The sequence below is a fragment of the Empedobacter sp. UBA6745 genome, from assembly GCF_002453775.1.
GTDB lineage: Bacteria > Bacteroidota > Bacteroidia > Flavobacteriales > Weeksellaceae > Empedobacter > Empedobacter falsenii_C.
The window spans coordinates 17,272-40,699 of sequence record NZ_DKHL01000018.1 but is presented as its reverse complement, the minus strand read 5'-3'; the positions used below and the strand labels follow the sequence as shown (position 1 = coordinate 40,699).

Sequence of the window (23,428 nt, the reverse complement as noted above, 5' to 3'; positions counted from 1 at the left end):
TCAATCGAATTTATTGTATGAAAATTAAAACCAAAAAGTTTCTGAAAAAATCTTTTTATACTTTACTTATTTTTGGTGTTTTAAGTCTTTTGTTTACAGCTTTTGCGAATTATAAAATAGAAAACTCTACGGAAGAATTTGTCACAGATAAATTAGAAATTTTACCTAAAACTAAAGTTGCGGTTGTGTTGGGAACTGCGCCAAATTTGGTGAGTGGTTATCAAAATTATTACTTCACGTATCGTATAGAAGCAGCAACAAAATTGTACCAATCAGGAAAAGTGACGCATTTTATTTTGAGTGGAGATCATGGTCGAAAAAATTACAACGAACCTGAAGCGATGAAACAAGCTTTGATAAAAAGTGGAGTTCCAGAAAATGTGATTTATTTGGATTATGCAGGTTTTAGAACTTTAGATTCGATGATACGTGCAAAGGAAATTTTTGGACAGAATGAATTTATTATAGTTTCGCAAGAATTTCACAATCAACGAGCAGTTTACATTGCACGTCAAAAAGGAATTAATGCATATGGTTACAATGCGAAAGATGTCAATAAACATGCTGGATTAAAAACAAATATCCGTGAATATTTTGCCCGAACGAAAGTTTTTATTGATAGCTTTTTTGGTATTCAACCAAAATTTTTAGGAAAGAAAATTGAGATAATTTAAATAAAAAAAAGAGAAACCAAACAAATTGATTTCTCTTCTAATATTTTTACTTCAAACTACTAAAATATCCTCTTAAAATAGCATCGTTAGCAGAATTTCGTGTATCAATTTCTAAAATCTTCGGGCGATTACTTTCTGCATAAAAATCGTTGGACGAATTTTCTAAATCTGTTAAATTCGAAACAACATTATATTCAAAATCATACATTTTAGCTAAATGTTCGGCAGTGAAATGATGTTTTGTTTCAAAATAATCTTCAACTACATCTGTTTCAGAAGGGCCAGGAATAAATTTGAAAATATTTCCGCCACCATTATTAATCAAAATAATTCTGAAATTATTCGGCATATTGACATTCCACAACGCATTCGAATCATAGAAAAATGAAATATCTCCTGTAATCATCACCGTATTTTGACCAGAAGCGATACAAGCGCCAATTGCTGTCGACGTAGAACCATCAATTCCACTTGTTCCGCGATTACAGAAAACAGGATTCGAATTGTTATGATCGAACAATAATCCGTAACGAATAACGGTAGAATTTCCGTACTGAATTTGCCAATTTTCTGGATAATTTCTGATAATAGAATCAAATGCTTTCAAATCACAAAACGGAATCATATTGATGTAGTTTTTGTGTTTGATATTATTCGCTTCTCGTATCGAATTCCATGTAATGTAATATTCAGATTCTTTTGGATTGACAAACGGAACAAATTGTTCTAAAAACAATTCAGGTTTTGTTTCTATTTTATCTGTTAATGCTTGGAAAGTATCTGGTTGCCAATATTCGTCCAAATGCCAATGTTGCGTTGGTTTTTGATCGCGTAAGAATTTTTTTATTTTTTTTGAAACAACATTTTGCCCAATTGTCAATAAAATATCAGGTTTCAACGCTTCTAATTCTTCTTCCGAATAAGGGAAAATAACTTGATCTATTTTATTGAAAAATCGTTCATCATGAATATTTGACGTCACTTCTGTCAAAACAACAACCGAATCATCTTGGGCTAATTGTTTTACAAAATGATCAAATTTGGCATCAGGATGATGTAATCCGACCAAAATCATTTTACGTGTCGAAGCATTCCAACGTTTCATAAAATCAATTACATCAATTTCTGGATAATCTTTTGCAGGAATTGTAATTGTATCAATTTCAATATCTGGCGTTGTTACAGATTCGTACAAAGGTTCAGAAAAAGGCATATTGATATGAATTGGCGCAGATTTGTGCATACAATCAATCAACGCATATTTCGTCAACAACATATTTCTTGTCAAATCGTCTGTTTCTTCACTTTCGGAAAGTTGAACATTATGAACAGAATGTTGCTCGAATAAATTATTTTGACGAATAGTTTGTCCATCAAAATTATCAACTAAATGTTCGGGACGATCGGCAGAAAGTACGATTAAAGGAACATTCTGAAAAAAAGCTTCCGTAATTGCTGGGTAATAATTTGCCGTTGCCGAACCAGAAGTACAACAAACCACAACAGGTTTTTGAATTTGCTGAGCCATTCCCAAAGCGACAAATCCAGCCGAACGTTCGTCGATTACACTATAAGTTTTGAAACGTTTGTCATTCGCAAATTGCATGGTTAATGCTCCGTTTCGAGATCCTGGCGATAATACGATATGATCAATTCCGAAAGCCAAAAAAGTTTCAGCAATCAATTGAACATTTAATTTATTTGATATTTTTCTCAACGTAGTTGTCTTAAATTATAAAAGGTTTTGATTAGCAAATTTACTAAACAAAACCTTTCAAAAAGTATGATATTTTTAAGAATTAAGTATGTAAACCTCCGTCTACACTCAAAACTTGTCCTGTTACATAACTTGATAAATCTGAAGCTAAGAATAAACATGCATTTGCAACGTCTTCTGGCTGTCCTCCACGTTTTAATGGAATTCCATTGCGCCATTCTTCAACCACTTTTTGATCTAAAACTTCTGTCATTTCAGTTTCGATAAAACCTGGTGCAATTGCATTACAACGAATGTTACGAGAACCTAATTCTAACGCAACAGATTTAGAGAAACCAATTAAACCAGCTTTAGATGCAGCATAATTTGCTTGTCCTGCATTTCCCTTGATTCCAACAATAGATGACATGTTCACGATAGATCCAGAACGTTGTTTCATCATTGGTTTGATCACTGCTTTTGTTAAGTTGAAAGCCGAATTTAAATTTGTTTGAATTACTTTTTCGAAATCCTCTGCAGACATTCTCATCAACAAATTATCTTTCGTAATTCCAGCATTATTAATTACAATATCAACTTGACCAAACTCAGCAATTACATCTTCTACTAATTTTTGAGCAGCTTCGTAATCAGAAGCATCAGATTGATATCCTTTTACTTTACCGAATTGTCCCAATTCTTCTTCCAAAGCTTTAGCTTTTTCTACAGAAGAAGCATAAGTAAAGGCAACGTTAGCGCCATTTTTCACAAAAACTTCAGCAATACTTTTTCCAATACCGCGAGTTGCGCCTGTAACGATTGCTGTTTTACCTTGCAATAAATTCATGTTTATAGGTATTATATATTGCTTCAAAAATACGATTTTTTGTGAGAGTTAAAAATGTTAAAAAATACTTTATCAATTTTATTTAACATTTTATGGTATTATAATTGAAAATATTGATTGTTATAACCAATAAAAAAATAAAAACATGAAGAATCTATTGAAATTTTTGGCGGTAACATTTTTCGCCTTATTTGTATTCACAGCTTGTAATGATGATGACGATCCGGCAAATAACGATTTTTTTGCAGGAACTTACAAAGGAAGTTTAAGTTATAAAGACGCGAATAATTCATTATCAACTCAAAGTGGTAGTGTATTTGTAACAAAAATTGCAAGCGGAACAAAGTATAATTTTGCTTTTTCTGATAAAATTCCAGATTTGAACGGTGTTGAGTTTGAAAAGAAAGGTGACAATACTTTGGTGAGTGTTGGAGCAGATGAATTATCTTATATTAGAATTGATAATGCTAAATTGACAATTCTTTACACAAAAGACGGTAAAACTTGGACTGCAAATGCAACAAGATAATTTTTAGGAATAATAATAGAAAAGACGTTCAGTAGTGAGCGTCTTTTTTTATACAATATTTTGAGCTGAAAATTGTTAAATATAAAATGATGTTTTATGAGAACGATTGTATGTTTTGCTTCATTATTAATGATGATATTTTCTTGTAATAATGAGGATGATAGCCAGAATACTATTTATAAAGAAAAATATGAAAGACGATTTATTATTTTTCAAGATTCTTTAGGAGGAATTGTACAAGATAGTGGATTAGTGCAAGTTTCTCAATCTAAGAATTTATATAAATTTGATTTTATCACATCTCAAAAAATTGATCCGATAGAAAATATTCAAATGGAAATGACAGGAAGCAATTCGTTAAGAAACGTGGGTTGGACACCAACAAAACTGATTATGCTTTCTAGAGATAGTATCAATATTTCTTACAAAGAAGGAAAACGATATTGGTTAGTCAATTCGATTAGTAAAAATTAATCATAAAAAAATCCACTCAATATTGAGTGGATTTTTTAGTATGATTTAAAATTTTCAGATTATAATCCGAAAGCTGTTTTAATTTGATCTACGAAGTCTAATTTTTCCCAAGTGAATAATTCAACTTCAACTTCAACAACATCTTGTCCATTAGCAGATTCAAAACGTTTTGAAACCGTTTTTGGATCTCTACCTAAGTGTCCGTAAGATGCAGTTTCTTTGTAAATAGGATTTCTTAATTTTAATCTTTGCTCGATAGCGAAAGGCTTCATATCAAAGATTTCAGAAACTTTTGTAGAAATTTCTCCTTCTGTTAACTCAACTTTTTGAGTTCCGAAAGTATTTACTAATAAAGAAACTGGAGCAGCAACACCAATTGCATAAGAAACTTGTACTAAAACTTCGTCAGCAACACCAGCTGCAACCAAGTTTTTTGCAATATGACGCGCAGCATAAGCAGCAGAACGGTCAACTTTTGATGGATCTTTTCCTGAGAAANNTCCTGTAGGATTGATATGATAAGTAATACTATCTGTAAATAAATCGCGTAAATGAACAGGTAATTGCGCTTTAACACGAGGAATTAAAATACTTACTAAGTCATTTGTAATTTTATCTCTCATAGCTTCTTCGTTAGCGAAGTCATCATGTTGAGTAGAAATTACAATTGTATCGATACGAACAGGTTTGTTGTCATTATCATATTCAATTGTTACCTGAGATTTAGCATCAGGACGTAAATATGGCAATAAATCTTTTTCGTATTTACGGATATGCGCTAATTCTTTCAATAATCTGTGCGATAAATCTAACGCCAAAGGCATATAGTTTTCAGTTTCACTTGTAGCATAACCAAACATCATTCCTTGGTCACCAGCACCTTGCTCTTCGTCAGATTGTCTGTCTACACCTTGGTTAATATCTGGAGATTGCTCGTGAATTGCAGATAAAATTCCACAAGAATTTGCATCAAACATATATTCACTTTTCGTGTAACCAATTTCAGCAATTGTTTCTCTTGCTACACGTTGTAAATCAATGTAAGAATTAGATTTTACTTCACCTGCTAAAACAACTTGTCCAGTTGTTACTAAAGTTTCACAAGCTACTTTACTTTTTGCATCAAATGCTAAAAAGTGGTCAAGAATTGAATCAGAAATTTGATCGGCAATTTTATCAGGATGCCCCTCAGAAACTGATTCTGACGTAAATAAATATGACATTTCTATACTTTTTTTAAATGATAGAGGAAAGGAGAAAACTGAAGTCCTGTTTTAGCAATTGTTTTATGAGGTTGCAATCAGTCAAATCATTCCTCTCGATTTTTTTCGAGCTCAAATATACAATGAATAATATGAATAATGAAAGATATTTAACATTTATTAGTATATAAAAATTATAGAGTTTAACTTTTTATCTTTTTTAGAATAGAACAAAAACGGTGTGTTTTAATAAATTATAAATATATTTTCTGTAAACGTTTATTTTTTTTACTCTATATAGATAATTATTCAAAATAATATTGTTACTTTAGAAAAAAATTAATTGAAATGAAATTTGACACTCTCGATCAACAACTGCTAATGTATCTACAAGAAAACAGTAAAATTACCTATAAAGAATTATCTGATAAGTTAAATTTATCGTCAACCGCAATTCATGAAAGAATCAAGAAATTAGAAAAGTCAGGAATTATTTCTAAATATGTTGCGCTTGTAAATAGAAGATTAATTAACAGAGAGCTTTTGGTATTTAGCCATATTAAGTTACAACAACATTCTGCTGATAACATCAAGATTTTCGAAAACGAAATTGTGAATTTAAAAGAAGTTCAGGCGAGTTATCATGTAAGTGGTGATTACGATTACATTATTAAAATGTCTTTCGAAAATATGGACGAATACAGAGATTTTATGGTAAATAAACTAACAACAATAAAGGTAATTGGTAGTACTCACAGTACTTTTGTGATTGGTGATGTAAAAGATGATACCGCTTTCCAATTGGTATAAAAATATAAGAATGGTTCTGATAAATTAGAATTTTTTTTGATTGAATAAGTAAAAATAGAGAAGACATGAGCAAGGAAATAGCAGTTTTAGGAGCTGGTTGTTTTTGGTGTGTGGAAGGAATTTTTAATTCGATAAATGGAGTAGAACAAGCTATCTCTGGATTTGCAGGAGGTAATGTAGAAAATCCTACTTATCGTCAGGTTTGTGATACAGATACAAATCATGCGGAAGTTGTTGAAATTACTTTTGACAATGAAGTGATATCGTACAAAGAATTATTAGAAATTTTTTGGAATATTCATAATCCAACACAGTTAAATAGACAAGGAAACGATGTTGGTACACAATATCGTTCGAGTATTTTTTACACATCAGAAGAACAAAAAAAGCAAGCAGAAGAATCGTTAAAAGAATTTGATAACGGAACTTTATATGAAGATAAATTCGTTACAACAATAGAGTCTTTAGATAAATTTTGGCCAGCCGAAGATTATCATCAAGGTTATTACAATGAAAATCCGGATCAGCCATATTGTTCGGCAGTTGTTGGACCAAAAATTGCAAAATTTAAATCTAAATTCAAACAGATTTTAAAATAAGAAAAGCGACCAATCGGTCGCTTTCATTTTATTTTCCTTTTTTGCGTGCTTTCGCTTTTTGTTTTTGCTGACCACGGTTTTTAGGTTTAGATTTTGGTGGTTTACGTTTTGTAGGACCTCCCAAATTCACCTTTTTATTTTTATCTTTTTTCTCGTGAAATGCTGCACCACGTTCTTCAATTTTTACAGTTGTAAGCTGTTTCATTTTTACAACATCTTTCTCGAATTCACGTTTTACAGGATTGATTTTTACTTCATCTTCAGGGAAAGGAATCTCTTCAATCTCTTTATCCATCAAGGCTTCGATATCATCTAAACGCTCAATTTCTTTTTCAGAAAAATAAGAAATTGCTTCACCTTTTTTATCCGCACGTCCTGTACGTCCAATTCGGTGAATATATTGTTCTGGAACATCTGGAATCTCGAAATTGATTACATGTGTAACATCTGGAATATCTAAACCACGAGCCATAATATCAGTTGTAATAATTCCTCGGTATTCATCTCTGGTAAAGGCTTCCATTGTTCTCAAACGATAATTTTGAGATTTATTAGAATGAATTACACCAAATTCATCTGGATAAATTTCATCTAAATGATTGAAAATTAAATCAGCATGTTTTTTATTGTTTGCGAAAATTAAAACTTTCTCAAATTTAGCTTTATCATCTAATTGATGAACAATTAAATTCAATTTTGTATTGAAATTCTCAACAGAAATAGCTGATTGAGAAATTTTTTCTAAAGGAGTTCCCGAACGAGCCAACGAAATTTCAATAGGATTTTTGAAATATTCGTGCAACATATCATCAACCTGATCTGTCATCGTTGCAGAAAATAAAATGTTTTGACGTTTATCGCTCATCATTGTAAATAAATGAATCAGTTGCGGACGAAAACCTAAACTCAACATTTCGTCAAATTCGTCAACTACTAATTTTTTCATTTCTTTGAATGATAAAACATTGTCAATCGCCAAATCTAAGACACGACCTGGTGTTCCAACCAAAATATCAACGCCTTCATACACCAATAATTTTTGTGTATTGATGTTTACACCACCATAAATTCCTAAAACACGAACATTGATAAATTCTGTTAATTGCTCTAAAATATCGGTAACCTGAACAACTAATTCGCGTGTCGGAACCAAAATAACAATCTTTGGTTGATTCGTTTTAGAGTATTGATATGTATTTAACAAAGGCAATAAATAAGCCATTGTTTTACCTGTACCTGTTTGGGCAATTCCCATTATATCTCGTCCAGAAAGAATCGGTTTGAATGATTTTTCTTGAATTGGAGTAGGGGTTGTGATATTCAACTTTTCTAAAGCCGAACTCAATTGTTTTGTTAATTCGAAATCCGCGAATGTAGCTTTCATTTTGCAAAGATAAGTTTTCTTGATGACTTCTTAAAAACTCAATGTGCAATCCGTTCAAATTCGTTGAAACTTCGTACTTTTGCATTTCGATTAAGTAAAAAGGAATAAAATGAGTTTAAAACAATACATCACGCAGAATGTTTTAGAAGCGATTCAAAACGTTTATCAAATTAACCCTGAATCTGTTGAAATTCAGTTTACAAGGAAAGAGTTTGAAGGTGATTATACATTGGTTGTTTTCCCATTAATCAGAACTTTGAAAGGTAAACCAGAAGAAATCGGTTCTAAAATCGGTGAAAATTTGGTTGAAAATAATAAAATTACAGCGTTTAATGTTGTAAAAGGTTTCTTGAATATGAGTTTAAGTTCAGTAGAATTTTTAGAAAATTTTACTCAAAATGCTCAAAATTCAACTTTTGGAATTACAAAAGTTGATGAAAATTCGAGAACGGTAATGGTAGAATATTCATCGCCAAATACAAACAAACCTTTGCATTTAGGACATGTCCGTAATAATTTGTTAGGATTTTCGGTTTCTCAAATCATTGAAGCAGCAGGAAATAATGTGATTAAAACACAAATTATCAACGATCGTGGTATTCACATTTGTAAATCGATGATTGCTTGGGAAAAATTTGGAAATGGTGAAACGCCAGAATCTGCAAATATGAAAGGCGACCATTTGGTAGGAAAATATTATGTGGAATTTGACAAACACTATCGTCAAGAAATCAAAGAATTAGAAGCACAAGGAAAAACTGAAGATGAAGCGAAAAAAGAAGCTCCAATTTTCTTAGAAGCACAAGAAATGCTGCGTCAATGGGAAGCACATGAACCAAAAGTTATTGAGCTTTGGCAAAAAATGAACGGTTGGGTGTATGATGGTTTCGCGAAAACGTACAAACGTCTTGGTGTTGCTTTTGACGAATATTTATACGAATCAAATACCTATATTTTAGGAAAAGATATTGTTGAAGAAGGTTTAAACAAAGGTGTTTTCTACAAAAGAGAAGATGGTTCTGTTTGGATTGATTTGACTGCAGAAGGTTTGGATGAAAAATTAGTTTTACGTTCGGACGGAACTTCAGTTTATATCACGCAAGATTTGGGAACTGCAGTAGAGCGTTTCAAAAATAATCCAACGTTAGAAGAATTAACGTATGTTGTAGGAAATGAGCAAGATTATCACTTCAAAGTTTTATTCTTAATCTTGAAAAAATTAGGTTATTCTTGGGCTGATGCTTTACATCACTTGTCTTACGGAATGGTTGATTTACCAAACGGAAAAATGAAATCGCGTGAAGGAACTGTTGTTGATGCAGATGATTTGATGCAAGAAGTTTACAATACTGCAAAAGAGATTTCTGAAGAATTAGGAAAATTAGACGGAATGTCTGATGATGAAAAAGCTGAGTTGTACGAAACAATTGCGATGGGTGCTTTGAAATATTACATTTTGAAAGTAGATCCTAAGAAACGTATTTTATTCGATCCGAAAGAATCTGTCGATTTTAATGGAAATACAGGACCATTTATTCAATATACTTTTGCGCGTATTCAGTCATTATTGAGAAAAGAATCACCAAAAGAATTTGATGTAAATGCAATAGAGTTGAATGATGCAGAAAAAGAAATTATTCGTGCATTATACGATTTCGAAGATACAATAGAAAAAGCAGCAACAGAAATGAGCCCTGCTTTGATTGCGAATTATGTGTATGAATTAGTGAAATTATTTAATTCATTCTACCAAAATAACCCAATCTTGAAAAATGAAGATGAAAACGTGAAAAATTTCCGTTTATATCTTTCTCAATGGGTTGCAAATACAATTCAGAATTCGTTACGTTTATTAGGAATTGGTGTTCCAGAAAGAATGTAATCGACTTATAAAATAAATAAAATGCCTCATCAATTTGGTGAGGTATTTTTTTAACTTTACAATATGAAAATAGGAGATTTACTGAAACAAAAAGATCCTCACGATAAATTTAATTTGAAACGATTTCACGATGCGCAAAGTTTTGTGTATGATGAAATCTTAATGGAAGTTCATGCAGGAAAAAAACAAACGAATTGGATTGTTTTTATGTTTCCTCAATTAGTTGGATTAGGCTCGAGTGATTCGTCATTAGAATTTTCGATTTCTTCAAAAGAAGAGGCGAGAGCTTTTGTGAAAGATGAAGAACTTTGGGGAAATTATTTAGAAGTTTTATCTGTATTATTAATGCAACATATAGGCGTAATTCCGCAATTAATTTTCGGAAAAAATGATGCAATGAAACTGAAATCAAGTTTGACATTATTCAACTTTATAGTTCCGAAAGAAAAAATTATCAAAGATGTTTTGAAGTTTTTTTATGCAGATCAAGTCGATAAAAAAACATTAAGTATATTGAAACAAATGAATAAATAAAAAAATCTCGCAATTGCGAGATTTTTTTATGAGATTATTTTTTTACAATAACCTTTGTTGAGGTAACTTCATCATCAGATTGAATATTAACTATATAATTTCCATTATTTAAATCAAAATTAATATCTTGAGTAGTATTTAAAGATTTAATTAAATTTCCTGAATAAGTATAGACATTAATTTTAGTATTCGTGTTTTTTAAGTTGGAAATAAAAATCTTTCCATTAGAACTTATAACTTTTACAGAATTTTTTGTAGATACGTTTTTTGTAGATAGAGTAGAGGTTGTTCCTAATTTTCCGTCATAAACTTCTATTTTATAAATGTTTAAAGCTTGATCACCTCCTAAATAAATAGTTCCTGCACCTCCTTTATATTCAATGTAATCGGTTGTAATATTATCACTTCCATTTACATCTATTTTACTGATAACTTCCTTTCCATCAGTTATATATAATGTTCTTGTACCTGAAGAGCTTCCAGATTTAAACCAAACCTTTATTTTAACAGGTTCTGTAACAGAAAAGAATAAATATCTTTTTGATGGTGAGATAAAAGAAGTTTCAGTACTTTCGTAGCTTCCTCCATTTAATTTTAATCGCTTACTTCCTTTCCATGCGTCTGGAAATGTAGCATTATTACTTTCAACAACTCCCATATTTGTTACACTTGCGCCAGCAAATAGACCTAGGTTATCAATAATTTTAGTTTCAGAATAACCAGTTGATTCATTATCCCATGCACTAAAATCCCAGGATTTAGTTAATGTTTGAGCATTAACACTAAGTGACATTATCGTTAAAGATAATGCAGAAAAGATTAAAGATTTCTTCATAATTTGAATTTTTTTTGTGATTAATATTAGTGTAATCGTTTGCATAAAGTTAATTATATTATTTTATTTTCCAATAAAATTTCACTTTTTAGTGTAAATATGACGCTTTAAAATAAATATAAGTATAATTATATAAGTTGTTGATTAATAGATTACTTATTTTGATTTGTTTTTTGGAATATATTTAAAATAATTGTTAATATTGTACATAATACACATATGTAATCAAGATAAAAGTTATTTTTTAAACAAATAATGTAATCGATTACAATTAAAACACTATTTATGAAAAAAATTTTATTAAGTGCTTTTGGAGTTTTAGGAATAGTTAATTTATCCGCTCAGAAAGTTAATGTTACAGAATCAGCAGGATGGTTAGAATCTGCTTATGTTAAATGGAATCCTCCCTCAGAAACAGTTGATAGTTACAATGTATATTATTCAGGAAACGGAATCACTAACAGAAAAATAGACACTCAATTAATAAGGAATTACGGATCTTTTTTCAGAGCTGATATTTTAGGATTGGCTTCTGGAGAATATACATTTAAAATAGTATCAGTTGTAAATGGTATTGAAAAAGAGAATGTTGTCACAAGTAATGTAACTGTATTACCTTATGACCGTAATGGTTTTGCACATAGTAACAATAGAGCACCAGGAGCGTATAATTTTGACGGAACATTAAAAAATGATGCTGTTGTTTTGTATGTTTCAGAGGATAACAAGAACTCTATAAGTTTGAATGTTACTGGGGCAAATAGTAATCCTTGTGTTGGTTTACAAAATATCTTAGATGGTTTTAAGAAAGGAAAAGATACGAGACCTCTTGTTGTACGTCTTTTAGGAAATGTAACTGATTTTTCATACATGTTGAATGGAGATATTGTTATAGAAAATAACAATAATAGTGGAAGTTATATCACATTTGAAGGTGTTGGAATAGATGCTGTAGCAAATGGATGGGGAGTACGAATTAAAAATGCTTCAAATGTAGAAATTCGTAATCTAGGATTTATGTTAACTGATGCAGCTGAAGGAGATAATATAAGCTTGCAACAATCCAATGATTATATCTGGGTACATAATAATGACCTATTTTATGGTTTTCCTGGAAAAGATGCAGATCAAGAAAAAGGAGATGGAGCTTTAGATGCAAAAAAATCTGGCTATATCACTTTTTCGTATAATCATTTTTGGGATAATGGTAAATCAAGTCTGCTTGGTTTGAGCGAAGCGAATACAGTTAATGCTTATGCAACTTACCATCATAATTGGTTTGATCATTCAGATTCTAGACATCCTCGTGTAAGAACTTATACAACTCACATTTATAATAATTATTACGATGGTAATTCTAAATATGGTATTGGAACGACTATGGGTGCTTCTATTTTTGCTGAAGGCAATTATTTCAGGAATTCAAAATATCCTATGTTGATTTCTAAACAAGGAAGTGATATCGCATCTAATTCAACAGGAACTTTTTCTAATGAAGATGGCGGAATTATAAAAGCTTTTAATAATTATATAGAAGGAGCTAATTCATTTTTGCCTTACGATGCATCTTCAAATCCTATTCAGTTTGATGCTTATGTTTCAAAAACAAGAGATGAAGTATTAAGTTCTTCTATTAAAGCTTTGAAAGGAGCTTCGGTTTATAATAATTTTGATACAAATTCTTCATTTTATGTAAAGAATTTGATAGTTGATGAACCAAGTATCGCAAAAGATAAAATTATGAAATATGCAGGTAGAGTACAGGGAGGAGATATAAAATTTACGTTTGATAATTCTGTTGATGATAAATCGTACGCAGTAAATCAGGCATTGATGAATTTATTGAAAAATTATAAATCCTCATTGGTTTATGTTCAAGGTATCGATTATACACCTGTAAGTACGCACACATTAGTAATACCAACTAATAATGATCAGACAGTAAAATCAAATACAGCAATAGAACCAATGAATTTTGTTTGGGGAGGAACAGCAAGTGATTTAGAAATAGTTGGACTTCCTGCAAATGGAATAGATTTTACGAAAGATATTTCGACAAAAACATTATTGGTATTTGGTATACCAACTTCAGATACAAGTTTTACGGTTAAAACTATTGGTACAGGAACACCAATTTCAGCAACGGGAACAATTACAATTGATACAGATGAAACAAGTGCAAGCGTAGAAACGCATAACTTTACAATAAACGGTTTATCAAGTAAGTTTTATACATTTTCTGGAACGGCTAATATTAATTCAACAGATGGAACGGCCACTTATGATGAGTTGACTTTTACAAAACGTCTGAAAATAGAATCTGCAACAGTTATTAGTTATACGACTAAAAAGAAATCAACTTTAACATTGGTTCTTGATCCAAGTTTTAATGGTAAGATAAAACTTAATGGCGTAAATTATGTAGCAAAAGATGGTATTGTAATTATAAATGATGTTCCTATTGGTGAAAATAAAATTACAAAAGGCGATACGGCTAACTTATATTATATCAAAACTGAATTTGAAAAAGAAAATCTGATGACATCAGAAGTTAGCATCACTAATTCGAATATTTCTATTTATCCAAATCCAGTTCAAGATAAATTTGAGGTGAGATCTAATTTGAATAATAAGATTAATAAAGTGACGGTTTTAAATACTTTAGGACAAGTTGTAAAACAAGTGAATAATCAATCAATAATTGGAATGAAAGGATTGAAATCTGGTATTTATATTGTTCAAATCGAAACAGATAATGGTATTGAAACTAAAAAAATTATAAAGAAATAATAAAATAGCTTTATAATTAATTAACAAAAAGTCTACTCATTTTATATGAGTAGACTTTTATTATTTACAACGAATTACGACTCTCTATTCCTAAAGTATTGTAAATAACCTTCAAATGATATTTCACTGTATTCTCAGAAATATAGAGTTCAGTTGCAATTTCTTTATTTGTAAATCCTTTTTTTACTAATTCGATGATATCCAATTGCCTTTCCGAAAGATTATAATCACTTAAAATGATTTTCTTTTCAACTTGATTTGCATTATTTGAATGATTAATCAAATTAGAAAGTTTATTTCTCATCCGTTCATTTTCATTTTCAACAAGTTTTCTTTTTTCGATGTTTATCTTGTAGAATTTATAAAGAACAATTAATAATATGATCAAAATTGCAGAAATAATAACCAGAAATAGTCGGATATTTTTCTGATTTCGAACTTCTAAATCATTTCGTTTGTTAATGATTTCTCTTTCTAAATTTTGTAATTTTCCACTTTGATTAATTGCATCATAATCGGTTGCAAGATCATTCACAATTAATCTTGTTTTATATGCTTTTTCCCAATCTTCATTCTGAGCATAATACCAAGTAAGAGATTCGTACATATTCAAAATATAAAGTTTTATACCATAATGTTTTGCATAATATAACCCTTTGTTAAAAGCTTCTAAAGCCTTCTTATTGTCTTTTGTTTCTGTATATAAGTGTAAAAGCTTTCTATAAATATTAGGTAAATGTTTGGGAGATTTTTGCTTCAAAATTTTTATCCCTTCCAAATAATCTTTTTCTGCCTGAATATAATTTTTATTTATACTATTCATTGTGCCTATAACAGAAATATAAAAGCCAAACGTTTCGGCATCCAAATATTTTAAATTAGATTTATTTACTTTTTCGAGCAATTCCTCAACCTTATCATATTTTAAATAATCAAATTGGATAAAGATTCGTTCAATCAAAACTCTTGTCTCAACTTCGGATTTGTATTTAGCACTCTTTAAACCATATTTTTCAGCAACGTTTAAATTTTCTTCTGCTTCTGGATAATTTAATAATGTTTTATATGTAAGATATTTTAACAAATACAGATTATATAAATCGTAATTCGTTACGTTTTTAGAATGTATAATACTATCCAATTTGATAATTGATTTATCAAATGAACCAATTTCATTATAAGATGAAATTTCTTTTTTTAGAATTTCGGAATTTATTGTATTTCCTATCCCTACCTGGGTGAAAAATAGAGTAAAGAATATTAAAAGTGTTTTGTTATTCATTTTTATTATATGACTGATATTTAGTAAAGTAACTCAACTACCCATAGGTAGTAATCATTAAACTACCTCATAACTACTCCTGCAAAAGTAGGAATTTAAGTACTGAATCCTAAAATTTGCAAAGAATTTATTTAACACATAAATCTAGTGTTAATAGCTAATTATTTATAAAAATGAAGATTATTTTATCTACTTTATTACTATTGTTGTGTAGTATGGGTTTCTCTCAAAATTTGGATTACAAAAATTTAAAACAATTTATTGGAAATCGAGTAAATGAGTTAGAGGATTTTTATAAAGTTTCTTCTACATCTGTTGAAGATAATTTTGGAAATCAAAAAGTAATGTACAACTCAGTAAAAATTGAACCATATACGTTGAATATTGAGGTAGAAACTGAAGGTAAAAATATAAAACGTATTGTGGTCAAAAATTCTGAAAATAGAACTAGTTTCTTTAAAAATATTGCAGAAGAAATAGAAAAAGAAGCTCCAATTAAGAAAAACTATAAGACGTATTATATTTCTTTAGTTAAGAGCTCAACAAAAAAGAAAATCTATCAAGAATCAATTGATCAATTAATTGATTTATTGAAAAAACCGACCACCAATCTAAAAGAAAATTATGGTTTACTGGAATCTAGTCCTCTAAAAACCACAATTACAATCAACGAAACTGAAAGTATTTTAGAGATCAATTAAAATTAAGTCAATATTTAAAACAATTAACAATGAAAAACATTTTTATTTTAGGATTAGGTCTTATGGCTTCGCTAGCATTTGGACAAGTAGATAAAATTTACAAACATTCTGGTGAGATTATCGAAGGTCAGATTAAGCGTGTAGGAGAATTTACGGTAGAATATACGTATGATGGAGAAGATGCTATACAGTCTTTGAGTAAATATTCTGTTAATAAAGTATTTTACGGGAAAAGTACACGTATTGAAGATGTTTCTGATAAAATTGAAATTACTGACGATAAAGATTGGGGGAAAGTGATTATTTTGGAAGATAAATCTTTGGTTGCAGGTTTGAAAAAAGGAGATGATTTAAAATCTAAAACAGGTATGATTAACTTCAGAACTGGAAATGGAAAAGATGAACGTGCAGAAAAAGTTTTGAAACAACAAGCTGCAGAAGTTAGATGTCCATTTATTCTATTATTATCTGATAAAATGACAGGTAAATCGGCAAAGAAAACAGGAAGCTGTTACAAGTACCAATAATAGGATTACTATAAACTATATAATGTACTATTAATTATTTGACAAATAAGTCGTGGTAGCTCGCGGCTTATTTTCTTTTAAAAAAATGAACAAAGAAATAGTGTATTCACGAAAACGCAAACGAACAACAAATTTTGGTTCGAAAAAAATAAATTACTTAGATATTTTGATTGTTGTTTCAATTATCGTTGTTACAATTTCAATTATAATCAACTATTTGAATTAATTTTCTAGAAATGCTCGCTACTACTTCACTTTATTTTTGATCCACTTCGCAACGGGTTTCTCAAAATATTCAAACGTTAATGCACTTAGAATTAAAGCAATTACAAAATAAATTCCAATTTTCTGGAAATCATTGATTTTAGGTAAATATTGATTTCCATATTTTATCACAATCATATGAATCATGTAAAACGCAAAACTGATTTCACCTAAATAAACCAATGTTTTATGTTGAAGTATTCTCGAAAATAAACCTTTTTGTAATGCAAAAACTAAGACAATTCCAACCATCGGAATCCAATAATAAATTCCGTAACGAAAAGCTCTCGCAACATCATCGTGGAAGTAAAAAAAGATTGCCAAAACTGTAATTGCAATGATTTCTAATAAAGTTCCTTTCGAAAAACTGATGGGCGTATCTTTTATCTTTTTATAGATTTGACAGGTAATAATTCCTAAAATAAAATCGAAACTGCGAACAATTGGATTGATGTAAAAAATTGCTTTCTCCAACTTCATATTTGTTCTGAAATAAGGTTCAGCAAAAATGATAATCGGAATAATTAGTAATAAAATATATTTCAGTTTCGGGAATTTATGCAACCAAATCACATAAAAAGGAAACATTAAATAGAAAAATAATTCGGTCGAAATACTCCACGAAACGTTATTAATAGAGAAATAAAAGTCTTTTACCGGAATATAAGATTGTAATAAAAATAAGTTCGCACTTGCAATATCCCAATGAAAATAACCTTGCCAAACATTGATGATAACAAACGGTAACATGGCACAAAATGTTAGGACATGAAGCGGATAAATACGAGCAATTCGCGCGATATAAAACTTCTTTTTGTCAAAATTTGGATTGTCGATGACTTTCTTTTCGTAATTAAGCGCCAAAACAAATCCGCTCAAAATAAAGAAAAAACCAACACCAAGATAACCTTCGAAAAAGACGTTATTTTTTAGATAATTATACCAAGCTAAATCGGTTTTTACAAACGTTAAATGGCTTAAGAAAACTACAAAAGCAAAGAAAAAACGTAAAGAAGTTAAGCTATTTAGCATTAGTCAATAATTTTAATTTCCATTTGATAATATTCGTCAAACATGCGAATAAATTCGTCCAATTTACTTTCTCTTACCGAAATTGTAAACATGCATTTATCAGAAAAATGTTTGTCTTTAATCTCTCCAGAAATACGATCGACATTGCGCTCTACAATTCCTTGTTGATCATAATTAAAAACCATTTTCACACGTTTAGAAACAAATTTTTCTACAATATTTGCTTCTTCCAACACAACTTGTGCCGCATATTTATACGCTTTTACCAAACCAGGAATTCCTAATTTTGTTCCGCCAAAATAGCGTACAGAAACAATCAAAACATTGGTGATTTCACTTGATAAAATTTGATTATAAATTGGTAAACCAGCCGAGCCGCTTGGCTCTCCATCATCATTTGCACGATGATTTTTACCATCAATTCCAAGTGCGTACGCGTAACAATGATGATTGGCGTCGGGATGAATTTCGCGCAATTGATCCAAATAAATTTTGATGTCATCTTCATTTTCAACAGGATAAGCAAAATTAATAAACTTACTACCCAATTCTTTGAAAATTACATCTTCCACAGCTTTCTCGATTGTACGATAATTGTCCGTCATGTTGTATTGAAAAGTACCGCAAAGATAGTTTAAATACTACTTTTAAAGAAAAAAGGTTTTATATTTATGAGTGATGAAAAAAATTATGAATGAAATTGAATGATAAAGTAATTTTAAATACTTTTTTAGGAAAAAAGAATACAAATAATTTAAGAGATGAAAATCATTATTGGATTTTAATTGGAGAAAGTGGAAAAGTTATTGAAATAAATAATGATTTATTTGAAGGAAGAGTTTTAGTGTTATTTGATAAAGATTTAGATGAATTAAATCTTAATAATCATAATCTTATCAAAAATTCTCTTTGGATATTAGAAACAGATTTAATAATTGATAAAAGATAATAAAAAAGAACCTTAAAATCTAAGGTTCTTCAATTTCTATTCTATTTTCGAAAATATTTAATTCATCATTTAAAAAGCGATGTTTTTCAGTTCGAGTTCCTTTTAGTCGAGGAGCTAAAATTCCTTCATTCCAGATGGTATCCGAACTCAAAATTCGTGCTTCGTCCCACAAATCGGCATCAATAAAATGTTGTATGGTATCACTTCCACCTTCAATAATCAAGGATTGAATATTATTTTCGTATAAATAATCCATTACTTGAGGCAATATTTTTTGCGTAAAATCTAGTTGAACAAGTTCTAAATTTTCTTCAGAACATTTTTCAATAGAATTAAAAATAACAGTAGGTTGCGTTTGATCAAACAAATGGAAACTTCTCGGAATCGCTAAGTTTTTGTCAATCGCAATTCTCAACGGATTATTACCTTCCCATAATCGCGTGTTAAGCTGAGGATTATCAATCAAAGCGGTGTTTTTTCCAACCAAAATAGCTTGTTCTTCTGTTCGCCATTTATGCACCAACTGTTTTGTATATTGATTTGTAATCCACAATTGCACATCATCGCGTCCCATGTATCCATCTTCGGTTTGCGCCCATTTTAAAATAATATATGGACGTTTTTTCTGATGAAAAGTTATAAAACGTTTATTAAGTTTGATGCATTCTTTTTCCAAAACACCCAGCGTTACATCAACACCATTTTTCAGCAAACGCAAATAACCTTGCCCATTCACTTTCGCAAAAGGATCTAAAGTTCCAATCACGACTTTTGGAATTTCTTTTTTTATAATCAAATCCGCACAAGGAGGTGTTTTTCCGTGATGTGAACAAGGTTCTAACGTAACATATAACGTAGATTCCTTTAATAATTCTTGATTTTTAATCGAATTAATTGCGTTCACTTCGGCGTGCGGTCCACCATATTCTGACGTAAAACCTTCGCCTATAATTTTGTTGTTATGTACAATAATAGAACCAACAAACGGATTAGGATATGTTGTTCCTAACCCGTTTGTTGCAATTTGTATACAACGAGCCATATATTGCTCATCGATAGATTGTTGTGTCATGCCTAAAAATTATGCATTAAAATCAATATTGAATAATGTTTTCAGTTTGATTTCTGCTTCAATTAATTTTTTTCGTTTATCGTCAATTTGCTTGTAAACGTCTTTTAATAAAGGATTGTTCTCATTTGCATTCGAAAAGAAATGTACATTATTATCCAATTGATTGATTTCTTTTTCTAAATCCTCAATTATTTTACGTGTTTTTCTAATCTCATCATCCAATAAATTTCCATTATTTCCAGATTTTACTTTATTGACAAATGATTTCAACTTATAATCGTTCAATTCATTTTTAGAAAGATTTAAAGCATCTAATTTTTTGTGGTAAACATCTGTAAATTCTTGATTGATTGAAATTTTTTCTGATGGAACTTTTCCTAAACTTGTCCAATTATGTTGAATTTCTTCTAATTGTTTCAACGCTTCATCTTTGTTTTCAGAAATCGTTTGATTTTTGAAATCGTTTAAGAAAGCTTGTTTCTTTTCGAAATTTAGTTCCAATTTTTGATTTGCTTGTTCGTGACGTTTTTTGTAACGATCAAAGAATTGATTACATGTATCTTTGAATTCTTTCCAGATTTTGTCTGAATTTTTTCTTGGAACATGACCAATTTTTTTCCAATCATTTTGGATTTTTTTAATCACTTGTACAGAAGCATTCCAATCCGTGCTTTCCGTATGTTGTTTTGCAATTTCTAACAAAGCCAATTTCTTTTCAAGATTCAGTTGTTGCTCTGATTTTAGATTTTTATAGAAATCATTTTTGATGTGATTAAATTGTCTTGTCACTTCTTTGAAAGCTTCCCAAGTTGCAGAATTTTTATCTTTCGGAACACGTCCAATTGTGATAAAGTTCTCACGCAAAGAGTTTATTTCAGAAATAGCTTTTTGCCAATCGCCATGCGATTTTGTTGTTGCTTGCTCAGAAATTTCTTTGATACGAGCGATAATTTGATTCTTCTTTTCTAAATTATCTTTTTGCTCTTGTTTTATTTTTTCATTCAATTCACCTTTACGGTCATGAATTTTATTTGTTAATTCTTTGAATTTTTGCCACGTTGGTTCGCGCAAATCTTCTTGTACAGGAACGGCTTCTTCTTTCCATAAACGATGCAAATATTGCAATTCATTCAAGGCTTTTTGCACGTTTTGCTCTCCAATTAATTCTTCTGCACGTTTGATAATCGATTGACGAACTTCCAGATTATGTGCATAATCCAATGTTTGCAATTCCTTATTCATATCCAAATATGTGTAGAAATTATCTAAGTGGAAAAAATAATTTTTGAATACATTTTCAGCATTTTTGCTCGGAATTCTTCCTGCATTGTGCCAACGAGTTTTTAACTCACGAAATTTCTTGAACATTGCCGCCGAAGAATCACTTGGTTCTTGATACAAGGCTTTCAATTCGTCAATAATTTCTAAACGTTCTTTTAAATTATCAGATTCCTTTTTTTCGTTTTCTTTATGAAAAACTGCTAATTGATTTTTAAAATCGTTGTAAACAGCGTTAAATTTTGCTCTAAAAGATGTTTCGTATTTAAAATCTAATTCATCACCACCTTCACTTAAGAAAGCTTCTTTTTTCGCAGCTTCATCTTCTTCTAATTTAGCTTTGAATGCATCACGAATTTGATTAAAATGCTCGCGAATCTCTTGAACATCATATTTGCTTAATAGATTTTTTGCTTCGTTAATCAAAACATCAAAACTAAATGTTTCGTAATCTTTGAACGAAATATCGCTTATTTTTTCTTGGTTCGTTAACTCTTCCGTTTTGTAAGATTCCGTGTTAGAGTCGTTTGTAGTTGCAGGTTTAGGTAATTGTTCTCCGTCTGCATTTTGCAGGTTATCCATTTCAGTATTCATAAGAAATTAAGTTTTGTTTCTCAAATCTAATAAAATTTGAGGACAATATCAAGTCTATTTTGTACGATTATTCCAAATTTCCCAAGCTTTTTCAGCTTGTAGAACCAACATTTCGTGACCATTTTTTATTTTGGCTCCGTTTTGTTGACCATTTTCTAAAAATTTTGTCAATGGTGGATTGTAAATCAAGTCGTACAATAGATGATTTTCGTTAATAAATTGATAGGGTAGAAGTGGAGCGTTTTCAATAGTTGGAAAAGTACCAACTGGCGAACAATTTACAATAATTTGATGATTCTGAATGATTTCTTTATTTAATTCATCATAAGAATAATGATTTTCGGTTTTTGTTCTCGAAACAATTTTATAGTCAATTTTCAATAAATCAAGAATATAAAAAACCGCTTTTGCAGCGCCTCCATTTCCTAAAACCAACCCTTTTTTGTGATGAGGTTCTAAAAGAGGTTCTATCGAATGATGAAAACCGTAACAATCTGTATTATGTCCGATTCGTTTTCCATCTTTTATTAAAACCGTATTTACCGCACCAATTGCTTTGGCTTCTGGCGATAATTCGTCCAAAAATGGAATGATTTCTTGTTTGTAAGGAATTGTGACATTAAAGCCCACTAAACCTTCGGTTTCGAATACTTTTTCTACTTCATCGATTTGCTGTAAATCAAAAACATTGTAGACAGCGTCTACAATGTTCTCGTTTTTAAATTTTTCAGCAAAATAAGATTTAGAAAATGAATAAGAAATATTTCTTCCGATTAATCCAAATTGTCTCATTCTTCTGTTTTATTTTTATTGAATTGAGCTTTCACGATTCGGATAATCAACGGCATATTCGCCAATAATATAATTCCGAAAATGAATTTCTCTAAATTATTTTTTACAATGTCAAACTGACCTAATGTGTGTCCCAAAAGCGAAATAACGCCAACCCAAAGCACCGCACCTATAAAACTATAGGTAATAAATGTGCGATAATTAAGGTTTGTAACACCACAAATAAATGGAATTATAGTACGAACAACAGGCATAAAACGAGCAATAATAATTGCTTTTTTACCATTTTCGTTAAAAAATTCTGTTGCTTTTTCGATATGTTTCTTTTTAAGAAACCATGAGTCTTTTCGTCCTAAAATCCAACCGCCAAATTTGCGTCCAACATAATAATTTACGTTATCACCAAGAATTGCTGCAACCATCAGTAATGGAATAATATATTCGATATGCAAATGGTTTTGGTCATCGCTTGCAGCAATCATTCCAATCGAAAAGATTAGTGCATCTCCAGGTAAAAAAGGCATTAAAAATGACATGATAATTAAACCTGTTTCGGCGAAAATTATCAGGAATAAAATAACATATATCCAATAACCGTAATTATTGATAATGTCCATTAATACCTTGTCTGGGCGTTGAACAAAATTGGTGATAAACTCAATAATAGATTGCATTTTTTAT

Annotated in this window: 23 protein-coding genes; 11 read left to right on the top strand and 12 right to left on the bottom strand. The window is 30.2% G+C overall.

The genetic code is table 11. The features are described from left to right. The first annotated feature begins 17 nt into the window (after positions 1-17). Positions 18-674, top strand: coding sequence for a SanA/YdcF family protein (locus tag B4H69_RS06005; RefSeq protein ID WP_180904671.1), 657 nt, complete (start codon positions 18-20; stop codon positions 672-674). 46 nt (positions 675-720) lie between these two features. Here the strand turns inward: B4H69_RS06005 and menD are convergent, their stop codons facing one another. Together menD and fabG are read right to left on the bottom strand one after the other, a co-directional pair. Then, a complete protein-coding gene (gene menD, locus B4H69_RS06000; protein ID WP_180904670.1) occupies positions 721-2,391 on the bottom strand; it encodes a 2-succinyl-5-enolpyruvyl-6-hydroxy-3-cyclohexene-1-carboxylic-acid synthase in 1,671 nt (556 codons plus the stop codon). Between the two features lie 82 nt (positions 2,392-2,473). Then, the gene (gene fabG / locus B4H69_RS05995) at positions 2,474-3,217 is read right to left on the bottom strand and encodes a 3-oxoacyl-[acyl-carrier-protein] reductase (protein WP_038336119.1); all 744 of its coding nucleotides are present in this window, start codon (positions 3,215-3,217) and stop codon (positions 2,474-2,476) included. A gap of 145 nt (positions 3,218-3,362) precedes the next feature. Here fabG and B4H69_RS05990 point away from each other — a divergent pair, with 145 nt between their 5' ends. Both B4H69_RS05990 and B4H69_RS05985 read left to right on the top strand, forming a co-directional pair. Next, entirely contained in the window at positions 3,363-3,746 is a 384-nt protein-coding gene (locus tag B4H69_RS05990) for a hypothetical protein (protein WP_180904669.1), read from the top strand. 96 nt (positions 3,747-3,842) lie between these two features. Next, the gene (locus B4H69_RS05985) at positions 3,843-4,220 is read left to right on the top strand and encodes a hypothetical protein (RefSeq protein WP_180904668.1); all 378 of its coding nucleotides are present in this window, start codon (positions 3,843-3,845) and stop codon (positions 4,218-4,220) included. A 59-nt stretch (positions 4,221-4,279) separates the two neighbouring features. Here the strand turns inward: B4H69_RS05985 and B4H69_RS05980 are convergent, their stop codons facing one another. Then, the gene (locus B4H69_RS05980) at positions 4,280-5,443 is read right to left on the bottom strand and encodes a methionine adenosyltransferase (protein ID WP_291093138.1); all 1,164 of its coding nucleotides are present in this window, start codon (positions 5,441-5,443) and stop codon (positions 4,280-4,282) included. Positions 5,444-5,770: 327 nt separating this feature from the next. Here B4H69_RS05980 and B4H69_RS05975 point away from each other — a divergent pair, with 327 nt between their 5' ends. Continuing rightward, a complete protein-coding gene (locus B4H69_RS05975; protein ID WP_115001022.1) occupies positions 5,771-6,232 on the top strand; it encodes an Lrp/AsnC family transcriptional regulator in 462 nt (153 codons plus the stop codon). 65 nt (positions 6,233-6,297) lie between these two features. Continuing rightward, a complete protein-coding gene (gene msrA / locus B4H69_RS05970) occupies positions 6,298-6,831 on the top strand; it encodes a peptide-methionine (S)-S-oxide reductase MsrA (protein ID WP_180904666.1) in 534 nt (177 codons plus the stop codon). A gap of 28 nt (positions 6,832-6,859) precedes the next feature. Here the strand turns inward: msrA and B4H69_RS05965 are convergent, their stop codons facing one another. Beyond that, entirely contained in the window at positions 6,860-8,215 is a 1,356-nt protein-coding gene (locus B4H69_RS05965; RefSeq protein ID WP_180904665.1) for a DEAD/DEAH box helicase, read from the bottom strand. A 109-nt stretch (positions 8,216-8,324) separates the two neighbouring features. Here B4H69_RS05965 and argS point away from each other — a divergent pair, with 109 nt between their 5' ends. Together argS and B4H69_RS05955 are read left to right on the top strand one after the other, a co-directional pair. After that, the gene (gene argS, locus B4H69_RS05960; protein WP_180904664.1) at positions 8,325-10,097 is read left to right on the top strand and encodes an arginine--tRNA ligase; all 1,773 of its coding nucleotides are present in this window, start codon (positions 8,325-8,327) and stop codon (positions 10,095-10,097) included. A gap of 63 nt (positions 10,098-10,160) precedes the next feature. Continuing rightward, positions 10,161-10,631, top strand: coding sequence for a DUF1810 family protein (locus B4H69_RS05955; protein ID WP_180904663.1), 471 nt, complete (start codon positions 10,161-10,163; stop codon positions 10,629-10,631). A gap of 34 nt (positions 10,632-10,665) precedes the next feature. Here B4H69_RS05955 and B4H69_RS05950 read toward each other — a convergent pair whose 3' ends face one another. Continuing rightward, positions 10,666-11,466: a T9SS type A sorting domain-containing protein gene (locus B4H69_RS05950; RefSeq protein WP_180904662.1), complete on the bottom strand. Its 801-nt coding sequence runs from the start codon at positions 11,464-11,466 to the stop codon at positions 10,666-10,668. A gap of 285 nt (positions 11,467-11,751) precedes the next feature. Here B4H69_RS05950 and B4H69_RS05945 point away from each other — a divergent pair, with 285 nt between their 5' ends. Next, on the top strand, positions 11,752-14,256 hold the full coding sequence (locus tag B4H69_RS05945; protein WP_180904661.1) for a T9SS type A sorting domain-containing protein: 2,505 nt from the start codon (positions 11,752-11,754) through the stop codon (positions 14,254-14,256). 64 nt (positions 14,257-14,320) lie between these two features. Here B4H69_RS05945 and B4H69_RS05940 read toward each other — a convergent pair whose 3' ends face one another. Continuing rightward, complete coding sequence (locus tag B4H69_RS05940; protein ID WP_180904660.1) at positions 14,321-15,538, bottom strand: LuxR C-terminal-related transcriptional regulator; 1,218 nt, start codon at positions 15,536-15,538, stop codon at positions 14,321-14,323. A 173-nt stretch (positions 15,539-15,711) separates the two neighbouring features. Between B4H69_RS05940 and B4H69_RS05935 the strand changes: the two genes are divergently transcribed. Continuing rightward, positions 15,712-16,239 (top strand): hypothetical protein, encoded by a 528-nt coding sequence (locus tag B4H69_RS05935; protein WP_180904659.1) that lies wholly within the window; start codon positions 15,712-15,714, stop codon positions 16,237-16,239. Positions 16,240-16,268: 29 nt separating this feature from the next. After that, a complete protein-coding gene (locus B4H69_RS05930; protein ID WP_244957947.1) occupies positions 16,269-16,766 on the top strand; it encodes a hypothetical protein in 498 nt (165 codons plus the stop codon). Positions 16,767-17,012: 246 nt separating this feature from the next. Here the strand turns inward: B4H69_RS05930 and B4H69_RS05925 are convergent, their stop codons facing one another. Together B4H69_RS05925 and B4H69_RS05920 are read right to left on the bottom strand one after the other, a co-directional pair. Then, positions 17,013-18,062 (bottom strand): acyltransferase family protein, encoded by a 1,050-nt coding sequence (locus B4H69_RS05925; protein ID WP_291093135.1) that lies wholly within the window; start codon positions 18,060-18,062, stop codon positions 17,013-17,015. Continuing rightward, positions 18,062-18,667 (bottom strand): IMPACT family protein, encoded by a 606-nt coding sequence (locus tag B4H69_RS05920; protein ID WP_038336679.1) that lies wholly within the window; start codon positions 18,665-18,667, stop codon positions 18,062-18,064. The genes B4H69_RS05925 and B4H69_RS05920 overlap by 1 nt, the downstream gene beginning before the upstream one ends. Before the next feature lie 95 nt (positions 18,668-18,762). Here B4H69_RS05920 and B4H69_RS05915 point away from each other — a divergent pair, with 95 nt between their 5' ends. After that, positions 18,763-19,011, top strand: coding sequence for a hypothetical protein (locus tag B4H69_RS05915; protein ID WP_291093133.1), 249 nt, complete (start codon positions 18,763-18,765; stop codon positions 19,009-19,011). Between the two features lie 19 nt (positions 19,012-19,030). On the opposite strand, the gene ribD is transcribed toward B4H69_RS05915, so the two are convergent. From ribD to B4H69_RS05895, 4 genes are read right to left on the bottom strand one after another with little or no spacing between them, the layout of a single operon-like run. Continuing rightward, positions 19,031-20,083, bottom strand: coding sequence for a bifunctional diaminohydroxyphosphoribosylaminopyrimidine deaminase/5-amino-6-(5-phosphoribosylamino)uracil reductase RibD (ribD, locus tag B4H69_RS05910; RefSeq protein ID WP_280045771.1), 1,053 nt, complete (start codon positions 20,081-20,083; stop codon positions 19,031-19,033). Between the two features lie 9 nt (positions 20,084-20,092). Further along, on the bottom strand, positions 20,093-21,955 hold the full coding sequence (locus B4H69_RS05905) for a DUF349 domain-containing protein (RefSeq protein WP_180906393.1): 1,863 nt from the start codon (positions 21,953-21,955) through the stop codon (positions 20,093-20,095). Positions 21,956-22,009: 54 nt separating this feature from the next. Continuing rightward, positions 22,010-22,747 (bottom strand): shikimate dehydrogenase family protein, encoded by a 738-nt coding sequence (locus B4H69_RS05900; RefSeq protein ID WP_180906394.1) that lies wholly within the window; start codon positions 22,745-22,747, stop codon positions 22,010-22,012. Further along, a complete protein-coding gene (locus B4H69_RS05895; RefSeq protein WP_038336669.1) occupies positions 22,744-23,421 on the bottom strand; it encodes a DedA family protein in 678 nt (225 codons plus the stop codon). The genes B4H69_RS05900 and B4H69_RS05895 overlap by 4 nt, the downstream gene beginning before the upstream one ends. Between the last annotated feature and the right edge of the window lie 7 nt (positions 23,422-23,428).